A 19,612-nucleotide genomic window follows, 5' to 3' on the forward strand; every position below is an offset into this window, starting at 1 on the left:
CGCTCTGCTCGCGCGGGACCGAGCGAAAGGAATCGCATCATGAGCAAAAGCCTCAAACGCGTCACCCGCGCCTTGCAGGATCTGGGGATCGAGACCGAAATCAAAGAGCTGGGCCTGGCGCGCACCGCCCAGCAGGCCGCGGATGTCGCCGGGTGCGCCCTGGATCAGATCGCCAAATCCATGATCTTCAAGGGGCTGGAGAGCGGCCAGGCGATCCTGTTCCTGACGGCGGGGGGCAATCTGGTGGACACAGCCAAGGCCAGCACCGCCGCCCAAGAGCCCCTGGGCAAGGCCGATGCCGCGCTGATCCGGGCGCAGACGGGCTTTGCCATTGGCGGCGTTGCGCCCGTCGGCCACCTGAACCCGATCCGCGCCTTTCTGGATCCGCGCCTGCTGGAATTCTCTGAAATCTGGGCCGCAGCGGGCACGCCGCATCATGTTTTCCCGATCAGCCCGGCCCTTTTACTGGAAAAAACCGGCGCTCAAATATCTGATTTCACTCAGTAAACAAAAATAATGTAAAAAACATTCACATCACCCCTTGTGGCAGACAGGTGCAATCCCAATCTAGTGTAATGTGAAAGACATTCACATCGCAACACAACACGGAGAACCTGATGACACCCGCCGCCTCTTATACCGCCAGCACCCCCCATCGCATGGGGTGGCTGTCCCGGACCGAGGCCTGGCTGGACAGCAAGGGGAAAGGCGCCTGGATCGCCACGATGGTCCTGGGCTTCATCTTCTTCTGGCCGGTTGGCCTGGCCCTTCTCTTTTACATGATCTGGAGCAAACAGATGTTTGGAAAAAAATGCCGCCGCGGCAATACCCACATGACCCGCCACGGGTTCCACGCCATGCGTTCTTCGGGCAATGCCGCCTTTGACGCCTACAAGGCCGAAACCCTGCGCCGCCTGGAAGAGGAACAAGAACAGTTCGAAAGCTTCCTTCAGCGCCTGCGCGAGGCAAAGGACAAGGCCGAATTCGACGACTTCATGGACGAGCGCGCCCGCAAGGCAAGCGACGCCCCCGCAGACGAGCGTACGGACGCCTAACCCCCCTGCATTGGCCCGGCACCCCACCGGGCCCTTGCCCCTCTTTTAGATCCTTTTTACCCCAATCATACAGGACCCAAACCCATGACCGCGTGGCACCTGCCCGATCCGCAAACCCAGCCTGAGTTTTATTCGGATGTCGCCTTTAAACGCCTGCTGGCCTTTGTGATCGACACCGTTCTGATCGTGCTGATCTGTCTGGCCATTCTGCCGTTCACCGCCTTTACGGGGCTGTTTTTCTTCCCTGCACTGATGGCTGTTGTCGGGTTTCTGTACCGGGTGATCACCATTGCCAATGGCTCGGCCACGCTGGGGATGCGTTTCCTGGCGATCGAGTTCCGCGCCGCCGATGGCCGCCGGTTCGATCTGGGGCAGGCGTTTTTGCACACCGTTGGCCTGACCGTCTCCTTTGCCGTGGCGCCGCTGCAATTGGTGTCCATCGTGCTGATGGCCACATCCCAGCGCGGCCAGGGGCTGACCGACATGGTGCTGGGCTCGGTCGCGATTAACCGCCGCGCCCGCTATTAAGCCTGCGTTGAAACAGGTACTTGGCGCGTCAGGGATTGGTTGCTATCGTTTACCGCAACCCGACAAGATATATCCCTGATGCGCCATACCCTACCCCTTGCCCCTCAGTTCTATGTGACCGCGCCGCAGCCCTGCCCCTACCTGTCGGGCCGGATGGAGCGCAAACTGTTCACGGCTTTGCAGGGCGAAAGCGCGGCGCGTCTGAATGATGAGCTGTCCAAGCAAGGGTTCCGCCGGTCGCAAAATGTGCTGTACCGCCCGTCCTGTACCGATTGCGCCGCCTGCATGTCCGCCCGCATCCGGGTGGCCGATTTCACCCCCTCGCGCAGTCAGCGCCGCGTGATCAAGCGCAACGCCCATATGGCCCGCCGCGCCACCTCGCCCTGGGCAACCGAGGAACAATACGATCTGTTCCGCCGCTATCTGGACAGCCGTCACGCCGATGGCGGCATGGCCGATATGGACATCTTCGAATTCGCCGCCATGGTCGAGGAAACCCCGATCCGCACCCGCGTGATCGAATATACCGATCGCGACAGCGGCGCGCTGCTGGCCACCTGCCTGACCGATATTCTGGATGACGGGGTGAGCATGGTCTATTCTTTCTATGACCCCGAAACCGAGCGCAACTCGACCGGGACATATATCATTCTGGACCATATCCAGATCGCCCGCGAGGCCGGCCTGCCCTTTGTCTATCTGGGCTATTGGGTGCCGGGCAGTGCCAAGATGGGCTATAAGGCGAAGTTTTCCGGCGTCGAACTGTATCTGGGCGGCGCATGGCAGAAAATGCGCGCCGAGGATGATTATTCAGCCGAGCTGCACCCTCTGTCCACCGATCCGATTGCCGAACAGGTGGCCAATATCAGCCTGCCCGATCTGCGCGACCGCTAGGCCGTTCGCGTCACATTCCCTTATGCAAAAGCCGCCCCGAAGGGCGGCTTCTTGTTTTCTACGCAGGTCCGTTTTCTTAGTTCGGGATCAACGCGGGCACGATGGTCACGATCGAGGGGAAGAACCACAAGATCGCCAGACCCACCACCTGGATCAGCACGAAAGGAATGATCCCGCGGTAGATATGGCCCGTCGTCACGCTGGCCGGGGCGACCCCGCGCAAATAGAACAGCGCAAAGCCGAACGGCGGTGTCAGGAACGAGGTCTGCAGGTTCACCGCGATCATGATCGTCACCCATTTGGGATCGAAGGTGCCGCCATAGATGACGGGCCCCACGATCGGGATCACGATGTAGATGATCTCTAGGAAGTCCAGCACAAAGCCCAGGATGAACAGCACCAGCATCACGATCAGGAAGACTGTGAACTCGTTGTCAAAGGACTTGAGGAACTGCTGGATGTAATGCTCGCCCCCGAAAGAGATCACCACCAGGTTCAGCAATTGCGAGCCGATCAGAATGGTGAACACCATCGAGGTCACCTTGGCGGTTTCGCGCACGATGGGGCTGAGCACCCCGCCCGCGAACAGCACCCAGCCTGCATAGACCAGCCCAAAGGCCGAGAACAGGAAGGCCGCATAGGCCACAAAGAAGGCAACCCAGGTTTCGAAGCTGACGATCTCGTTGTTGATCCGCAAATCGAAGTTGGTGCCGACCAGCAGCATCAGGATCACGGCAAAAGTGGCCCAGATGATGACCTTACCGGATTTGCCCTGATCTTGAAGCTTGCGATAGGCGGCCAGCATGACAGCCCCGCCCGCCCCCAGCGCCGCGGCCGGTGTCGGGTTGGTGATGCCACCCAGAATCGAGCCCAGCACCGCAACGATCAGAACCAGCGGCGGGAACACCACGCGGATCAGCTCGTTTTTGGCACAGCGCGCGGCGGCCTCTTTCGCGCCATAGAGCGCCAAGGCCAGCGGCAACAGGATCAGCACAACCGTCACGCCCGGACTGGTCGTCGGTGCGATCAGCACCATGTCCACCGCAGCGATCAGCAAAAGCCCGATAGCCCCCAGGATCAGCGGCTTGGGATCCGCCGAAGGGGCAACCCCACGGCCAACAATCAGCACCAGCCCCAGGATCACGATCAGCGTTGCCAGCCCCGAGCCAATCGGCGCCGCATCGGCGATTTTCTGAACGCGCAGTTCCTCGATCTGTTCGGGGGTCAGGCGCTCGGCCTCGGCGACACCGCCAGCGGCGTCAATTGCCTCTTGCTCGGCCACGGCCGTGTCCCATTTGTCCTGGCCGTGCAGGTCGATCATCGCCGCCTTACAATCGTCCGAGACATTGGTCCGCAGGCTGGCCGTCTGACCCGCATCCGAGAACCCCGACACAGTGATGTCCTGGCTGCCCACAACACCGACCTGCCCCAGCAGCATGATGCCCGCGATCAAGCCAACCGGCAGACCGACGAACCAGGTAAAGCCCTCGCCCTTGCTGATCGGCTCGTCGCTGGTGGCCCCCAGTTCCACGGCGGGTGCCTTGGACGGGTTGAACATCGCATAGCCGAACGCATAGAGCGCATAGAGCAGCGCCAGCATGATCCCCGGCAGCATCGCCGCCTGGAACAGCGTCCCGACGGACACAACGGCCGGCTCGCCCAGATAGGTCAGCGCATCCGAACAGCCCGCCGCCACGGCGCGGCTTTCTTGGGCGGTGGAATACAGATCCCCCGCCAGCGTGCCCAGCAGAACGATCACGATCGAAGGCGGAATGATCTGCCCCAACGTGCCCGAAGCCGCGATGACCCCGGTGGACAGTTCCGGCGAATAGCCGTTGCGCAGCATGGTCGGCAGGCTCAGCAGGCCCATGGTGACCACGGTGGCCCCCACGATCCCGGTCGAGGCCGCCAGGAACGCCCCCACAACCACAACCGACACGGCCAGACCGCCCGGCAGCGGGCCAAAGACGCGCGCCATGGTGGTCAGCAGATCGTTCGCGATCTTTGACCGTTCCAGCGTGATGCCCATCAGGACGAACATCAGCACGGCCAGCAGGGTTTCAATGGATTGGCCGGCCAGCACCCGCTCGTTCATGCGGTTCACGATGAACGAAATGTTGCGATCCAGCGCGGTTTCCCAGCCCTGCGGGAAGACCGAGACGGCCTCGCGTGGCAAATCCGGGTATCGGAAAATCGAGATCGTATCAGATTTGACCCCCGCATTCACCAGATCGCGATACGCCTGCGAAGACGTATCAATCGCCTGGTGGATCAGCAGGCCCGCGCTGTCCAGCGCGGCAATGATCCCGAAGGAAATGACCCCGGCCCCACCGATGGCAAAGGCCACCGGGAAACCGGACAGGATGCCTCCGAAAAGGCAGAAGAAGACGATGAGCAGGCCGATTTCGACGCCATCAAGACCGAATAGCATGTTCTATGACCCTTTGATTAGTGCGTGCCTTCGTAGGCTTCTTCGCCCTCGCCAAGGGAATCCTTGTCAAGGTTCTTACCGATGCTTTCCTCGCCCTCGATGAATTCGAGCAAGGAACGGTAGAAGAAGGCTACGGCGTGAAGAAAGACCATTGCGGCGAATGCGATCAGCAGGATCTTGAACAGGAAATACCCGTTGAATCCGTTGGGCGAAAACCCGATCGTTTCCACATTCCACCGCAAGGCGCGGGATTTCATGACCAGACGTTCCACAGTGTCGCTGGCCGAGGGTTTCGGCACGATCAGATGCCGCCACATGAAGAACCAGCCATACATCCAGACCAGAACCGCCATCGGCATCATGAACAAAAGCGCGCCCACCATATCGACGACCCGCTTGGCCCGGTGCGAAATGCCCGAATAGATCAGATCCACCCGCACATGCCCGCCCTGCACAAAGGTGTAGGTGGCGCACAGGCAAACGACCATGGCGTTATACAGCTTCAGCTCTTCGGCGAACCAGCTGATGTCCATTTGCAGCGGAATACCGAAGCCGAACGACATGTCGGGCCGGGCGAAAACGCGCTGCATGAAGACGATCACGATCTGCTGAAACACCATCAGCAACCCGGCCCAGGCAAAGAACCGCCCCACCGTGTTGGCAAAGCCCTCCAGCCCGATCACCATGCCCCACATGAACCGGCGGAACACCAGCCCAAAGGCCGTCAGCACCAGAAAGAGCGTGAAAACCACAAAAAAGAACTCGACCGAGCCCCCGTAATAGACAAAGCGCATGATCGAGGCCTTGTCCGCCCAGTCCAGCCAAAGCTGCGGGTGGGTGGCTGCGTAGCCAAGATTATAGAAGGCAAGTCCGATGTTCTGAATGACCCACCAGAGCCCGTCAAACAGGGCCCCAATGGCCGATACGCCACTTTCTTCCTGCATGTATCCCCCGGATAGTTGCTTGCTGCTGGCCGGCGTTTGACGCCTGTGCTGTCAGCAAGTGAAAAACGGCCCCCCGCACGCGGCGGGGGACCAGATTGGTGCTAAGCGTGCGAATTAACCCAGAACGCGGTCGCGCTGTGCGGTATAGGCACCCGACGACATGTTCAGCCAGTTCGACGACGCCTTCATCGAGGCCATCGCGCTGTCGTGGATCTTCTTATACAGATCGTCGCCCAGGTTTTCGGCGTGCACTTCCATCGAGGCCTTGCCGAAGGCATCCCAGACGCTGTCGGGGAATTCCATGACCTTCACGCCGCCGGCTTGCAGACGCTGCAAGGCGGCACCGTTGTTGGCCAGGAACAGCGACAGGTTCCACTGGTGGGTTTCGGCGGCTGCGATCTCGATGATCTTCTGATGCGCGGGGCTCAGGCCTTCGAACACGTCACGGTTGGTGGCCAGCGACAGGGCTGCGCCCGGCTCGTGGAAACCAGCGGTGTAGTAGATCTTGGTGATTTCCTGGAAACCGGCCTTTTCATCCGCCCAGGGGCCGATCCACTCGGTGCCGTCAATCGCGCCCGAGGACAGGGCCTGGTACACTTCGGAGCCGGGAATGTTCTGCACCGAGGCGCCCAGTTTACCCAGGGCCTTGCCGCCCAGACCGGGCATACGGAATTTCAGACCGTTGAAATCTTCGGGGCCGTTGATCTCTTTCGAGAACCAGCCGCCCGCCTGCGCGCCGGTGTTGCCCGCGATAAAGGACTTCAGGCCAAAGATCTGGCCCAGCTCGTCATGCAGCTCCATACCGCCGTCGTGGTAGTACCAGTTCACCAGTTCCTGCGCGGTCATGCCGAAGGGCACAGCGGTGAAGAAGGCGTAACCGGGGTGCTGACCCACAAAGTAGTAGTCAGCGGCGTGGTACATGTCAGCCTGGCCCGACGACACGGCGTCGAACACTTCGAAGGCCCCCACCAGCTCGCCGGCGGCTTTGATTTCGACGGTCAGTTCGCCATCGGACATGGCGGTGATCATGTCGGCCGAACGCTGTGCGGCGTCAAACACACCCGCCAGGCCACGGCCCCACGAGGTAACCATGGTCAGCGTGCGCTTGCCCGACGCATAGGCCGGCGCGGCCAGTGCGGTGGTCGATGCGGCAGCGGCGCCACCCAGAGCAGAAGTTTTCAGAAAAGAACGACGATCCATCGGTATCCTCCCAGATAGTTTAACTGTCCGCCCCTTTGGGCAGACGGATCGTTTGAAGTGTGACGAAACTACCTGACCGCCTTCGTATTGGAATACCTACTACTACGTAGTCCGCCGCATTTTTTGTCACAAATTACCCCCGCAGCCCCGATTACGACCGATCCTTCCAAAGGCTGCGGCGCAGAAACAGAAAGCTCTTGGCGTTGCCCTTTGCGTTTTGGGCGAACTTCTCGTATCGATTCGGCTTATGTCGTGGTTTCGCAGCCTTTCCAGCCCCTCTTACGCGCAGAAGCTGTTTCTTCTGGCGACGATACCCCTTGTGGTGGCGGTGGCGGCGATTGCGATTCTGGTGGCGCATCAGTCGCGCGCCTTTGCCGAGCGCGAAATTCAGGCGCTGGAGGCCCAGATGCTGGCCGCCAAGAAAGAAGAGCTGCGCAATTACGTCACCCAGGCGCGCAACGGATTTTACTTTATCTACGGGCTTGCCTCGCCCGAGGATGAGGACGCCAAGCGCCAGGTCGCGCAGATTCTGGCGGCGATGATCTATGGCTCGGACGGGTTTTTCTTTGTCTATGACTATAACGGCACCAATCTGGTCAGCCCGCGCCAGACGGAATATATCGGCCGCAACTGGACCGGGCTGTCGGATTCGAACGGCACCCCCATCGTGGACAAGTTCATCGATCTGGCGCGCGGCGGGGCGGGCTGGCACGAATTTCTGTGGGAAAAACCCTCGACCGGGCAAGAGGCCGAAATGGTCGCCTATGTTCTGGGGCTACAGGATTGGCAATGGGCGATCGGCACGGGCGTGTTCATCGACGACGTGAAGGCCAGCGTCGCCGCCGCCCGCGCCGATGTCGAGGACCGCGTGCGCCGCACATTTTATTATATCGGGGTGATCACCTTTGCCGCGCTGATGCTGGTGTTCATTTCCGGCATGGCGCTGAACATCCGCGAACGCCGGCTGGCCGATGCCAAGCTCAAACAGCTGACCCAGCGGGTGTTCGACGCCCAGGAAGAGGAACGCGGCCGCGTCGCGCGCGAATTGCATGACGGGATCAGTCAGAACCTGGTCGGGGTGCGCTATGCGCTGGACAGCGCCAGCCGGCGGCTCAGCCAGACCGACATGCGCGAGGATCGGGGCGTTGCCCTTCTGGACCGCGGAATCGAGCACCTGTCAGGCGCCATCCAAGAGGTCCGCCGCATCAGCCGCGATCTGCGCCCCGGTGTGCTGGACGATCTGGGCCTGGGCCCCGCCGTCAAATCCCTGACCGAGGATTTCAGCGCCCGCACCGGGATCACCGCCGATTTTTCGACCGTGGTGTTCCGCAACCGGCTGGATCAGGAATCCAAGATTGCGCTGTACCGGATCGCCCAGGAGGCGCTGACCAACATCGAGCGCCACTCGGGCGCGACGCGGGTTTCAGTGGATCTGCGCGGCCACCGGACTGGCGCGACCTTGCAGATTCAGGATAATGGGTCGGGGATTGCGCAATCTGTTCTGTCAGAACGCGGCAAAGGAGGGCTTGGATTGCGCAACATGCAAGAACGGATAGACCAGTTGGATGGGACTTTGACGATTTCCAGCACCCGCTCGGGCACGCTGATCGAGGCCCGCGTGCCCCTGTCGCACCTGCTGCCCCCCGAAGACGTCTCGGACACCAATAAGAAGGCCGCTGAATGAATACTCCGATCAAAGTCGTGATCGTGGACGATCACCCCATGGTGGCCGAAGGCATCCAGGCCGTGCTGGAATCCTATGACGATATCCAGGTGCTGTGCGCGCTGAAAACCGGCCGCGAGATCGTGGACCAGGCCGAGGCGCTGGCCGCGGATGTGATCCTGATGGACCTGAACATGCCCGAGATCGGCGGGCTGACCGCCACCGAGATGATCCTGGAGCAGCGCCCCGACACGCGTATCCTGATCCTGTCGATGCATGACAGCCCTGAATATATTTCCTCGGCGCTGAGCCACGGGGCCAAGGGATATGTGCTGAAAGACGTGCCAACCGAAGAGATCAAGACCGCCATCGACACGGTGATGCGCGGCGAGCGGTATCTGTGCACGGGTGCCAAGGGATCCTTGCAGCCCGAGGGCGATGGCGCGCGCGAGCAGCTGACCGGGCGCGAGCAGACGGTGCTGCTGCAACTGGCGCAGGGAAAATCCAACAAAGAGGTTGCGCTGGCGCTGGATATCTCGGTGCGGACGGTGGAGACGCATCGCAAGAATATCAAACGCAAGCTTGGGATATCCTCGACCGCGGGCCTGACACGCTATGCGCTGGAACACGGGGTGTTGCAGGGGACGGGTGTGAGCCTTTGATCCGAAGGGGCGCGCCCTGACGGGCGCGCGCTGGATATCTCGGCATTCGGCCTAGCGGCCTGCTGCCTCGGGAAAGGGGGCGCTGGCGCGCCCCCTGCCCTTGCTGATCGGTTAGCCGATCATTTCGCCATCTTTGCGCCAGACCGACACGACCGAGGAACGGGGTTTGCCGTTGCCATCGGGCCATTGGCCGCCCGGGTGCTGTACGCCGACAAAGGCCACTTTCTTGTCCGCCGACCAGCACAGGCCGGTGACTTCGGCGCCTTTGGGGACGGTCATGAAGCGGGCGATCTCACCGGTTTCGGGGTTGCCCACCAGCATCTGGTTATTGCCCATGCCGGCGAATTCGCCTTCGTTGCTGTCTTTGCCGTCGGTCTGGATCCACAGCATCCCGTCGGACGAGAACGCCATGCCATCGGGCGAGTTGAACATGTTGCCCGCGTTGATATTGTCCGAGCCCGCATAGGCGTTGTTATAGACGGTCGGGTTGCCCGCCATCACGTAAAGATCCCAGGTGAAGCTGTCTGCGGCGTGGTTTTCATCCGCCGGGGTCCAGCGCACGATCTGACCGTAGTTGTTGGTCTCACGCGGGTTGGGGCCGTTAACGGAGATGTCATCGCCGCCCTTGTTGGGCTTCTTGCCGCGGTTTTTGTTGTTGGTCAGGGCGCAGTATGCCTCGGGTTTCAGCGGGTTGGCGGCGACCCATTCGGGGCGGTCCATGGTGGTGCCTTTGACGGCCGAGGCGCCCATACGGGTGAAGGCCAGGATTTCAGCGGCGGACATGCCGGTGGTTTCCGGGGTCAGGGCCAGCCATTCGCCGGTCTGGTCGTCGTTGAACTTGGCCACATAGAGCGTGCCGTCGTCCAGCAGGCCTTCGGTGCTGCCACCGGGCGTGTAGGTGCCGGTCGAGACATAACGGTACAGATATTCGCCGCGTTCGTCATCGCCCAGATAGACCACGATACGGCCGTCCTTGGCGTGGACCATTTCGGCGTTTTCGTGCTTGAACCGGCCCAGAGCGGTGCGTTTCACCGGGGTGCTGGTGGGATCGGTGGGGTCAATCTCGGTGATGAAACCGTGGCGGTGGGGCTCGTTCGGTTCATTCGAGATGTCATAGCGCGGGTCGAACTTTTCATAGGCATAGCGGCCCTGCCCGCCGATACCATAGCGTTTGTAGCCCTCGCCCGCGGGCATGTCGCCCGTCGCGCCGAAATAGCCGTTAAAGTTTTCCTCGCAGGTCAGATAGGTGCCCCACAGCGTCTTACCCGAGCCGCAGTTGTTCATCGTGCCCAGAACGGTGCGGCCTTCGGGATCGGCCTTGGTTTTCACCAGATCGTGCCCCGCCAGAGGCCCCGCCAGAACCATCGGAGTTTCATGGGTGATGCGGCGATTATAAGGGCTGTCCAGCACAACCTGATAGCCATTGCCGCTGTCGGCCACTTCCATCACGGTGACACCTTGCAGGTTTTTCAGCAGGTTCACCTCATCGGCGCTGCGCGGGGTGCCCGCAGCCTCGGCCGGCAGGTTGATCTTGGGGTTCACATATTCCGAGTTCACCGCGATCAGCTGTTTGCCGTCTACCTCGAACAGCTCCATCCCGTCGGTGTTTTCGCCGAATACCTTGTCCGACATGTCCACCGAAACGCCGGTTTCGGGCGAATAGGCGCCCTCGGCCTCGGAAAACAGCGCATCGCCCCAGCGGGTCAGCACCTTCCAGTCATAGCCTTCGGGCACGTGGATGTCGTAATCGGTGGCAATGTCGATGGGCTGGAAGTTGAACCCGTTGGTCATCGCCGCCGCGCTGTCCAGCAGGCCCGCGCCAAACACAGCCGCACCCGAGCCAAAGGCCAGCGCCCCGCCCAGGAACCCACGGCGCGAGATCGCGCGGTCCACCACGGCATCAAAGCCGTTTTCCGCCGGGCGCGGATCGCGCATTTCGTCAAATTCATCCCAGGACAGATCGCTGCTGTCGTTTTGCATGGCTCGTCTCTCTTGCTATGTATGAGGTTCAAACTTGAAGGGCCCAGACTGCCCGGCCCCATCCTGACCGACAGGTCGCGCGTTTTCGTGACAAAGATGTAAAGCAAATATGAAGACTATCTAACAGAGCGCCGCCCCACGCGTAAATCCGCACACAGGCTGCCCCTGAGGCAAATCAGCAGGAAAAGCGTCAGAAACCCCGCCCATTTTTTCGCTTTGTTGCGCAAAAAATAATGAAATCGCAATTTTCGCAAAGATTTTACACCAGAAATGTTCGGCAAAGGTGTGTTTTCGCGGTTGACGCTCCTGTTCTGCGCTCCTAATGTCGCGCTCGCACGAAGGAGCCTTTGGATGAGCACGCTAGTCGTAATCGTAGGTAGATGGCGCATGGGCCGGTAACGGACACCATAACGGTACCCCATGCGCCCCCGACTGAACATCGGGGGCTTTTCTTTGGCAGATACAGTGACGTCGTAAACGGAGCAAACAAGATGACACGTCAAATGACCGGAGCGAAAATGGTAGTTCAAGCCCTCAAGGATCAGGGTGTGGACGTCGTATTCGGATACCCCGGTGGCGCTGTGCTACCGATTTACGATGAGATTTTTCAGCAAAATGACATCCGTCACATTCTGGTGCGCCACGAACAGGGCGCGGTGCACGCCGCCGAGGGCTATGCCCGCTCGACCGGGAAACCGGGCTGCGTTCTGGTGACCTCGGGGCCTGGGGCCACCAATGCGGTGACCGGGCTGACCGATGCGCTGCTGGACAGCATCCCGATTGTTGTGCTGACCGGCCAGGTGCCGACCTTCATGATCGGCTCGGACGCCTTCCAAGAGGCGGACACGGTGGGCATCACCCGCTCGTGCACGAAACATAACTGGCTGGTCAAGGAAACCGATCAGCTGGCCGCCACCCTGCACGAGGCCTTTCACGTTGCCACCTCGGGCCGCCCTGGCCCGGTGCTGATCGACATTCCCAAGGACGTGCAATTCGCCACCGGCGAATATACCGCCCCGCAGAAGGTCTCGACCAGCCGCTACAAACCGCAGGTCAAAGGCGACATGGAGGCCATCACCGAGCTGGTCGCCGCGATTGAGACCGCAAAGAAGCCGGTTTTCTATACCGGCGGCGGGGTGATCAACTCGGGCCCCGCGGCCAGCACCCTGCTGCGCGAACTGGTGGAACAGACCGGATTTCCAATCACCAGCACGCTGATGGGCCTGGGGGCCTACCCGGCCTCGGGCGATAAATGGCTGGGGATGCTGGGGATGCACGGCCTGTACGAGGCCAACATGGCGATGCACGACTGCGACCTGATGATCAACATCGGCGCGCGGTTCGATGACCGGATCACCGGCCGCATCGACGCGTTCAGCCCAGGCTCGGTCAAGGCGCATATCGACATTGACCCGTCCTCGATCAACAAGGTGATCCGCGTGGACATCCCGATTGTCGGCGATGTGGCCCATGTGCTGGAGGACATCCTGAAAGTCTGGAAAGCCCGTGGACGCCAGACCGACAAGGCCGCGCTGAGCGAATGGTGGAAACAGCTGGACGCGTGGAAATCGGTGAAATGCCTGACCTACAAGGGCTCGGACAAGATCATCAAACCGCAATACGCGCTGGAACGGCTGGAGGCCCTGACCAAGGACCACGACCGCTATATCTGCACCGAGGTCGGCCAGCACCAGATGTGGGCCGCGCAGTTCCTGGGCTTTGACGATCCCAACCGCTGGATGACCTCGGGCGGTCTGGGCACGATGGGCTATGGCACGCCGGCCTCGATCGGGGTGCAGATGGCGCATCGTGACAGCCTGGTGATCAACGTCGCGGGCGAGGCCAGCTGGCTGATGAACATGCAGGAAATGGGCACCGCCGTTCAGTTCCGCCTGCCGGTGAAACAGTTCATCCTGAACAACGAACGCCTGGGCATGGTCCGCCAGTGGCAGGAACTGCTGCATGGCGAGCGCTACTCGCATTCGTGGTCCGAGGCCCTGCCCGATTTCGTCAAGCTGGCCGAGGCCTTTGGCGCCAAGGGCATCTATTGCGACAACCCCGACGATCTGGATGACGCCATCCTGGAGATGATCAACTATGACGGGCCGGTGATCTTCGATTGCCTGGTGGAAAAGCACGAAAACTGCTTCCCGATGATCCCGTCGGGCGCGCCGCATAATGAAATGCTGATGGGCGATGCCAACACCCAGGACGCCATCGGCAAAACCGGCGCCGTTCTGGTGTGATGAGCCTCGGGGGGCCCAGCGTCCCCCGCCCCCAAAGGATAGAAAAGAAGAGAAACGACATGTCTGCTCTACAAATCAAAAAAGGCTCGTCCAAGCATTCCGCCTATAACCTGCGGCCCAATTTTTCCGATGTCAGCGAAAAGCACACTCTGGCCGTCATCGTGGATAACGAGGCCGGGGTTCTGGCCCGCGTCATCGGCCTGTTTGGCGCGCGCGGCTATAACATCGACAGCCTGACCGTGGCCGAGATCGACCACGCGGGCCATCGTTCCCGCATCACCATCGTCACCACCGGCACGCCGCAGGTGATCGAACAGATCAAGGCGCAGCTGGGCCGCATCGTGCCCGTGCACGAGGTCCATGACCTGACCGTCGAGGGCGACGCGGTGGAACGCGAGCTGGCGCTGATCAAGGTCCAGGGCGAAGGCGACAAACGGGTCGAGGCCCTGCGTCTGGCCGATATTTTCCGCGCCAATGCGGTGGACAGCACGCTGGGCAGCTTTGTCTTTGAAATCACCGGCACGCCCGAGAAAATCGACGCCTTTGCCGATCTGATGCGCCCTCTGGGCCTGGTCGAGGTGGCGCGCACCGGCGTGGCCGCCCTGTCGCGCGGGCTGTAATTCTTCCCGCTAAATTTGCCGCCCCCCGGAATGCCCGTTCCGGGGGGCGGTGTCGTTTTAGCTCTGCTGCGGCAGCAGGCCCGCCTCGACCATTGCGGCGGCCTCGGCGGCGTCCAGCAGACCATCGGCCGAGATGTCATAGCCGTTGAACACGTCCTGAGTAACGGCATCGGACACGGCCTGCACCTCTTGCAGGCTGTAGGCGCCATCCCCATCCGTATCAATGGCGGCGTCGATGCCTTCGGCCCACAGCGGAGTTGCCAGAGTGACAGCGGCAGCGGCGATCATGTATTTGGTCATTTTCAGGGTCCTTTCCGGTTTTAACGCAGCGCGTCTGTGCGCTGTACACAGACCATGCCCCCCACGCGCAGATGCCGGAACCTCGGGCGGTTTAGCCCCCGTTTTCCAGCGCACATTCGCGTGAATTGCCCCTGCGGCTCGGCAAGGAAAGGACCAGAAAAACCCCCGCGCGGCCGCTTGCCTGCTGCCCGGCCCCGAAACAGCAAAACGCCGCCCAGTTCGGCGGCATTTCCCTCATAAGCTGAATTTTGCCAGATCTGCTGCCCGATCAGGATTCGGATTCGGGCTGCGCCTCGGCAGCTTCGATCAGCAGATGATAGAGGTGCCAGGTTGCGTGCCCCAACAAGGGCAGCACCACATAGAGCCCCAAAAACCCCGGCAGCATCCCCAGAAACGTCACCACCGCGATGAACACGGCCCAGACCAGCATCGGCACGGGATTTTGCGCGACGGTCTGAAAGCTGGTGATCATGGCGGTGACGAAATCGACCTCGCGGTCCAGCAGCATCGGCAGGCTGATCACCGTGATCATATACAGCAGCAAGGCAAACAGCGCCCCCACAACCGTGCCCACCGCCAGCATCATCAGGCCATTCGCGGTCAGGTACACCTCGAAGGACGAGGACACATTGGTCATCGTGCTCAGCCCCAGAAACAGCGCAAAAATCATATGAGCGATGAAAAACCAGAACAAAAACATAAAGATAACGATAGCGCAGATCGAAGGCAGCTGCCGTTTGGACTGCATCATCACCACGCCGAAAATCTGGTACAGGTCCATCGCGCGCCCCTGCTGGATGCGCCGGCTGACCTCGTACAGACCGACCGCCGCGAAGGGCCCGATCAGCGGGAATCCAACGGCCGCAAAGATCAGCCAATAGGATTTTCCGGTGGCAACCGTGATCCAGGCAAAGATCAGCCCCAGCCCCACATAGACCGACGAGAACACAAATCCGAACCCCGGCGCGCGCTTCATATCGGCCCAGGCGCGGCGCAGCGCCTCTTTGAGCATATCAAGATTGGCACGCCCGAATTCAGGCGCCCCGTGCTCCAGCACGTAGGGCATACACTCCTCCCAGAAATATATTCCTATTTCAGAGTATGGGAGCGGGTTTTGACGCATAAATCAAGCGCCAGGGCTGCCCGGTGACTGATAAAATGCCGCAAAACGCGTTTTCGCGCCGCAGGTACGTGGGGGTTAGTCCTCGGAATTGGCCTCGGCGCGGGATTTGCCAGAAACCTGCATCGCCAGCGTGGCCGCCATCAGCCCGTCCAGATCGCCATCCAGAACGCCCGCACTGTCCGAGGTCTCATAGCCCGTCCGCAGATCCTTTACCATCTGGTAAGGCTGAAGCACGTAGGATCGGATCTGACTGCCCCAGCCCGCGTCGCCCTTGGATTCATGCGCGGCGTTGATCGCCTCGTTGCGGCGGTCCAGTTCCATCTGGTACAGGCGCGATTTCAGCGCTTTCATGGCGATGTCGCGGTTCTGGTGCTGCGATTTTTCCGAAGACGTCACCACGATCCCGGTGGGCATGTGGGTGATCCGCACCGCCGAATCCGTGGTGTTGACGTGCTGGCCGCCCGCCCCCGAGGACCGATAGGTATCCACGCGAATATCGGCCGGGTTCACCTCGATTTCGATGTTGTCATCCACCACCGGATACACCCAGACCGAGCTGAACGAGGTATGCCGCCGCGCCGAGCTGTCATAGGGCGAGATCCGCACCAGACGGTGTACGCCCGATTCCGATTTCAGCCAGCCATAGGCGTTATGCCCGCTGATCTTATAGGCGGCGGATTTGATACCTGCCTCTTCGCCGTAGCTGATGGATTGCAGCTCGACCTCGTACCCCTTTTTCTCGGCCCAGCGGACATACATCCGCGCCAGCATCGAGGCCCAGTCGCAGCTTTCGGTGCCGCCCGCGCCCGAGTTGATTTCCAGGAAGGTATCGGAACTGTCGGCCTCGCCGTCCAGCAGGGCCTCCAGCTCTTTTTCGGCGGCTTTGACGGCCAGGGCCTTGATCGTGTCCTCAGCCTCTTTGACGACCTCGTCGTCCTCTTCCATCTCGCCCAGTTCGATCAGTTCGATACTGTCGTTCAGTTCGGTCTGGATATCATTGTGACCGGCCACCGCATCCAGCAGGGACTGGCGTTCGCGCATCAGCTTCTGCGCGCCTTCGGGATCGTCCCACAGGGTCGGATCCTCGACGCGGGCGTCGAATTCCTCAAGCCGGTATTTCACCGTGTCCCAGTTCATGCGCTGCCGCAACAGGGCCAGCGATTTCTCGATAGCTGCAACGGTGTTCTGAACTTCTGCGCGCATGGGAGGCCCCTGAATTTACGTGTCCGGATTGGGTGATAGCCCAGCCCGCAGGCCGGGGCAAGCGGGGCTGCGTTAATACAGCCCCCCCGAGGACACCGACCCGAACGAGGCCTTCGGCCCCACCACCGCGCGCTGCCCGGTCGAGGTGGTCACCTCTTTCGAGCGCTCCTGCACCTCATCGAACAGCGGCAGATTCGAGCCCATCGCGAAACCACCGTCATAGGTGATGCCGAAAATCGGCTCTTCACCGTCGCGGAAATATTCGGCCACCACATTTTCACCACGCGCATCATTGGCCAGGCGCGCGCCGGTGAAACGGTCGATCTTGATGAAATGCCCGCCCTCGGGGACGCGGAATTTGCCGCCGCCGTATTTCGCGGTCGCCTTTTTCATGAACTCCTGGAACACTGGGCCGCACATGGTGCCGCCATAGGCCCCCCGCCCCATCGGGCGCGGCGTGTCAAAGCCGATATAGCAGCCGGCCACGATATTGCTGGTGAACCCGACGAACCACACGTCCTTGGAATCGTTGGTGGTGCCGGTCTTGCCCGCGGTCGGCACGCCCAGACGCACAATGCCCGATGCCGTCCCGCGCTGCACCACGCCCTGCATCATCGAGGTCAGCTGATAGGCGGTGATCGCATCCATCACGCGCTCTCGGTTGGTGACGATATGCGGGGCCTGGCCGCTGGCCAGCATCGGATCGTAGCAATCGGTGCAGCTGCGTTTGTCATGGCGATAAATGGTCTGGCCGTACCGATCCTGCACGCGGTCCACCAGGGTGGGCTCGACCCGCTCGCCGCCATTGGCGAACATCGCATAGGCGGCGACCATCTTGAACAGGGTGGTTTCCTCGGCCCCCAAAGAGTTCGCCAGGAACTCGCCCATACTGTCATAGACGCCGAATTTTTCCGCATAGGCCGCGACGACATCCATGCCCACCTCTTGGGCCAGGCGGATCGTCATCAGGTTCCGGGACCGTTCGATCCCGGTGCGCAGCGGCGTCGGGCCGTAGAACTGGTTGGACGAGTTTTTCGGCCGCCACAGACCCTGCGGTGTGTTGATCTCGATCGGGGCGTCGATCACGATCGTGGCCGGGCTATAGCCGCTGTCCAGCGCCGAGGCATAGACGAAGGGCTTGAAACTGGAGCCGGGCTGCCGCTGCGCCTGGGTGGCGCGGTTGAACACCGAATGCTGATAGCTGAAACCGCCCTGCATGGCGATCACGCGGCCGGTGTTCACGTCCATCGCCATGAACCCGCCCTGCACCTCGGGCACCTGACGCAGGGTCCAGCGGATAAAGCTGCCATCGCTGTCCTTGGTCATGGCGCGGACCAGAACCACCTCGCCCACGCTCAGCAGATCGCCGGCGACGCGCGCCTTGCGGCCCAGTTTATCGTTTTCCAGCCGTTTGCGCGCCCAGGTGACGTCCTTGGCGGGAATCCAGTGGCCATCCTCGTCATCGGGAATGCTTTCGATTCCGATACGGGCGTCGTTCTTGCCGACCTCCAGCACCACGGCCGGATACCATTGACCATCCAGCGCAATATCACGCGGCACATCGGCAGCGGCCAGAGCCGCGCGCCAGGCGTCTTGCGATTTCAGCGCCTCGGGCGGCAGGCTGACGCCCGTGCCATTCCATACCCCGCGCGAGCGGTCGTATTTCTCCAGCCCCCGGCGCAGAGCCTGCGCCGCATCCACCTGCATTTCAGGGTCAATCGTGGCGCGCACGGACAGACCGCCGGTAAAAAACTCTCCCTCGCCGAATTCATCGGACAGCTGGCGGCGGATTTCATCGGTGAAATAATCGCGCGGCGGCAGCGCGGTCTTGAAGCTTTCGAAATCGCCATTCTGGACCGAGCGTAGCGGCATCGCCCTTTCGGATTCGTAAACCGCTTGGGTGATATAGCCGTTTTCGGCCATTTCCTTCAGAACGAAGTTCCGCCGCGCCAGCACCCGATCCTTATTGCGGACGGGGTGGAATTTACCCGGCGCCTTGGGCATCGAGGCCAGCGTCGCCGCCTCGTGCGGGGCCAGCTCGCCCAGGGTCTTGTTGAAATAGGTCTGCGCGGCGGCGGCCACCCCATAGGAATTCTGACCCAGGAAAATCTCATTCATATAGAGTTCCAGGATCCGGTCCTTGGGCAGGGTTTCCTCCAGCCGGGTGGCCAGAATGATTTCCTTGATTTTCCGCTCGATCTTGCGTTCGCCGCCCAGCAGGAAGTTCTTCATCACCTGCTGCGTGATCGTCGAGGCCCCGCGCACGTTCTGCCCCCGCGATTTGACGGCATCCACCGCCGCCGAGACCATGCCCCGCGCGTCATAGCCCTTATGCGTATAGAAATTCTTATCCTCGGCGCTGATAAAAGCCTGCTTGACCATCTCGGGGATTTCATCGGCCGGGGCGAACAGGCGACGCTCTTTGGCGAATTCGTCGATGATCTGGCCCTCGCCCGAATAAATCCGGCTGATGGTGGGCGGCTTATACTGCGCCAGGCTTTCGTGGCTGGGCAAATCCTGCCCATAGATCCAGAACACCGCCCCGATGGACAGCGCCACCACGGCCAGCCCCAGCGTGACCATGGTAAAGATAGAGCCAAAGAAAGAGAGTATGAACCTCAGCACGGGTGCCCGCCTCTATTGGATTTGCAGCGTCTCTATACTGATCACAGCCCCAAGCGTCAAAACAAGAAGCGTTGATCACATGGCGAGTTTCCGCTGCGCCCCCGCCGCCATCAGGGGGAATTTTCACAGGTTTTCCCC

At 61.2% G+C, this 19,612-nt stretch carries 16 protein-coding genes and 1 pseudogene; 8 read left to right on the forward strand and 9 right to left on the reverse strand.

The window, feature by feature from the left end; translation table 11 throughout:
* The first annotated feature begins 39 nt into the window (after positions 1 to 39).
* From ACP15O_RS13025 to ACP15O_RS13040, 4 genes are all read left to right on the forward strand, one after another.
* Positions 40 to 507, forward strand: coding sequence for a YbaK/EbsC family protein (locus tag ACP15O_RS13025; protein ID WP_425096536.1), 468 nt, complete (start codon positions 40 to 42; stop codon positions 505 to 507).
* A 110-nt stretch (positions 508 to 617) separates the two neighbouring features.
* Entirely contained in the window at positions 618 to 1,055 is a 438-nt protein-coding gene (locus ACP15O_RS13030; RefSeq protein ID WP_425096537.1) for a DUF2852 domain-containing protein, read from the forward strand.
* Between the two features lie 84 nt (positions 1,056 to 1,139).
* A complete protein-coding gene (locus tag ACP15O_RS13035) occupies positions 1,140 to 1,583 on the forward strand; it encodes an RDD family protein (protein ID WP_425096538.1) in 444 nt (147 codons plus the stop codon).
* A 78-nt stretch (positions 1,584 to 1,661) separates the two neighbouring features.
* Entirely contained in the window at positions 1,662 to 2,477 is an 816-nt protein-coding gene (locus tag ACP15O_RS13040) for an arginyltransferase (RefSeq protein WP_425096539.1), read from the forward strand.
* A 76-nt stretch (positions 2,478 to 2,553) separates the two neighbouring features.
* Here the strand turns inward: ACP15O_RS13040 and ACP15O_RS13045 are convergent, their stop codons facing one another.
* The 4 genes and pseudogenes from ACP15O_RS13045 to ACP15O_RS13060 form a co-directional block, all read right to left on the reverse strand.
* Positions 2,554 to 3,915, reverse strand: coding sequence for a TRAP transporter large permease subunit (locus tag ACP15O_RS13045; RefSeq protein ID WP_425096630.1), 1,362 nt, complete (start codon positions 3,913 to 3,915; stop codon positions 2,554 to 2,556).
* Positions 3,913 to 4,908: pseudogene (locus ACP15O_RS13050) on the reverse strand (TRAP transporter large permease subunit); the annotation flags it as partial. The gene ACP15O_RS13045 and the pseudogene ACP15O_RS13050, both read right to left, overlap by 3 nt.
* A 17-nt stretch (positions 4,909 to 4,925) precedes the next feature.
* The gene (locus ACP15O_RS13055; RefSeq protein WP_425096540.1) at positions 4,926 to 5,852 is read right to left on the reverse strand and encodes a TRAP transporter small permease subunit; all 927 of its coding nucleotides are present in this window, start codon (positions 5,850 to 5,852) and stop codon (positions 4,926 to 4,928) included.
* Positions 5,853 to 5,966: 114 nt separating this feature from the next.
* The gene (locus tag ACP15O_RS13060) at positions 5,967 to 7,052 is read right to left on the reverse strand and encodes a TRAP transporter substrate-binding protein (RefSeq protein ID WP_425096541.1); all 1,086 of its coding nucleotides are present in this window, start codon (positions 7,050 to 7,052) and stop codon (positions 5,967 to 5,969) included.
* A 247-nt stretch (positions 7,053 to 7,299) separates the two neighbouring features.
* Here ACP15O_RS13060 and ACP15O_RS13065 point away from each other — a divergent pair, with 247 nt between their 5' ends.
* Together ACP15O_RS13065 and ACP15O_RS13070 are read left to right on the forward strand one after the other, a co-directional pair.
* Positions 7,300 to 8,736 carry a cache domain-containing protein gene (locus ACP15O_RS13065; RefSeq protein ID WP_425096542.1) on the forward strand — a complete coding sequence of 479 codons (1,437 nt, stop codon included), beginning with the start codon at positions 7,300 to 7,302 and terminating at the stop codon, positions 8,734 to 8,736.
* The gene (locus tag ACP15O_RS13070; RefSeq protein WP_425096543.1) at positions 8,733 to 9,377 is read left to right on the forward strand and encodes a response regulator transcription factor; all 645 of its coding nucleotides are present in this window, start codon (positions 8,733 to 8,735) and stop codon (positions 9,375 to 9,377) included. The genes ACP15O_RS13065 and ACP15O_RS13070 overlap by 4 nt, the downstream gene beginning before the upstream one ends.
* Before the next feature lie 111 nt (positions 9,378 to 9,488).
* Here the strand turns inward: ACP15O_RS13070 and ACP15O_RS13075 are convergent, their stop codons facing one another.
* A complete protein-coding gene (locus tag ACP15O_RS13075) occupies positions 9,489 to 11,357 on the reverse strand; it encodes a PhoX family protein (protein WP_425096544.1) in 1,869 nt (622 codons plus the stop codon).
* Between the two features lie 491 nt (positions 11,358 to 11,848).
* Between ACP15O_RS13075 and ACP15O_RS13080 the strand changes: the two genes are divergently transcribed.
* Positions 11,849 to 13,603 carry an acetolactate synthase 3 large subunit gene (locus ACP15O_RS13080; RefSeq protein ID WP_425096545.1) on the forward strand — a complete coding sequence of 585 codons (1,755 nt, stop codon included), beginning with the start codon at positions 11,849 to 11,851 and terminating at the stop codon, positions 13,601 to 13,603.
* Positions 13,604 to 13,662: 59 nt separating this feature from the next.
* The gene (gene ilvN / locus ACP15O_RS13085) at positions 13,663 to 14,223 is read left to right on the forward strand and encodes an acetolactate synthase small subunit (RefSeq protein ID WP_425096546.1); all 561 of its coding nucleotides are present in this window, start codon (positions 13,663 to 13,665) and stop codon (positions 14,221 to 14,223) included.
* Between the two features lie 57 nt (positions 14,224 to 14,280).
* On the opposite strand, the gene ACP15O_RS13090 is transcribed toward ilvN, so the two are convergent.
* The 4 genes from ACP15O_RS13090 to ACP15O_RS13105 form a co-directional block, all read right to left on the reverse strand.
* The gene (locus ACP15O_RS13090; protein WP_425096547.1) at positions 14,281 to 14,523 is read right to left on the reverse strand and encodes a hypothetical protein; all 243 of its coding nucleotides are present in this window, start codon (positions 14,521 to 14,523) and stop codon (positions 14,281 to 14,283) included.
* 268 nt (positions 14,524 to 14,791) lie between these two features.
* Positions 14,792 to 15,589: a DUF2189 domain-containing protein gene (locus tag ACP15O_RS13095; protein WP_425096548.1), complete on the reverse strand. Its 798-nt coding sequence runs from the start codon at positions 15,587 to 15,589 to the stop codon at positions 14,792 to 14,794.
* Between the two features lie 132 nt (positions 15,590 to 15,721).
* Positions 15,722 to 16,849, reverse strand: a complete 1,128-nt coding sequence (gene prfB, locus ACP15O_RS13100) for a peptide chain release factor 2 (protein ID WP_425096549.1) — start codon at positions 16,847 to 16,849, stop codon at positions 15,722 to 15,724.
* A gap of 72 nt (positions 16,850 to 16,921) precedes the next feature.
* Positions 16,922 to 19,474 (reverse strand): penicillin-binding protein 1A, encoded by a 2,553-nt coding sequence (locus tag ACP15O_RS13105; protein WP_425096550.1) that lies wholly within the window; start codon positions 19,472 to 19,474, stop codon positions 16,922 to 16,924.
* Positions 19,475 to 19,612 lie beyond the last annotated feature (138 nt).

Source organism: Youngimonas ophiurae (nom. illeg.), assembly GCF_049803795.1.
Lineage (GTDB): Bacteria > Pseudomonadota > Alphaproteobacteria > Rhodobacterales > Rhodobacteraceae > Thalassobius.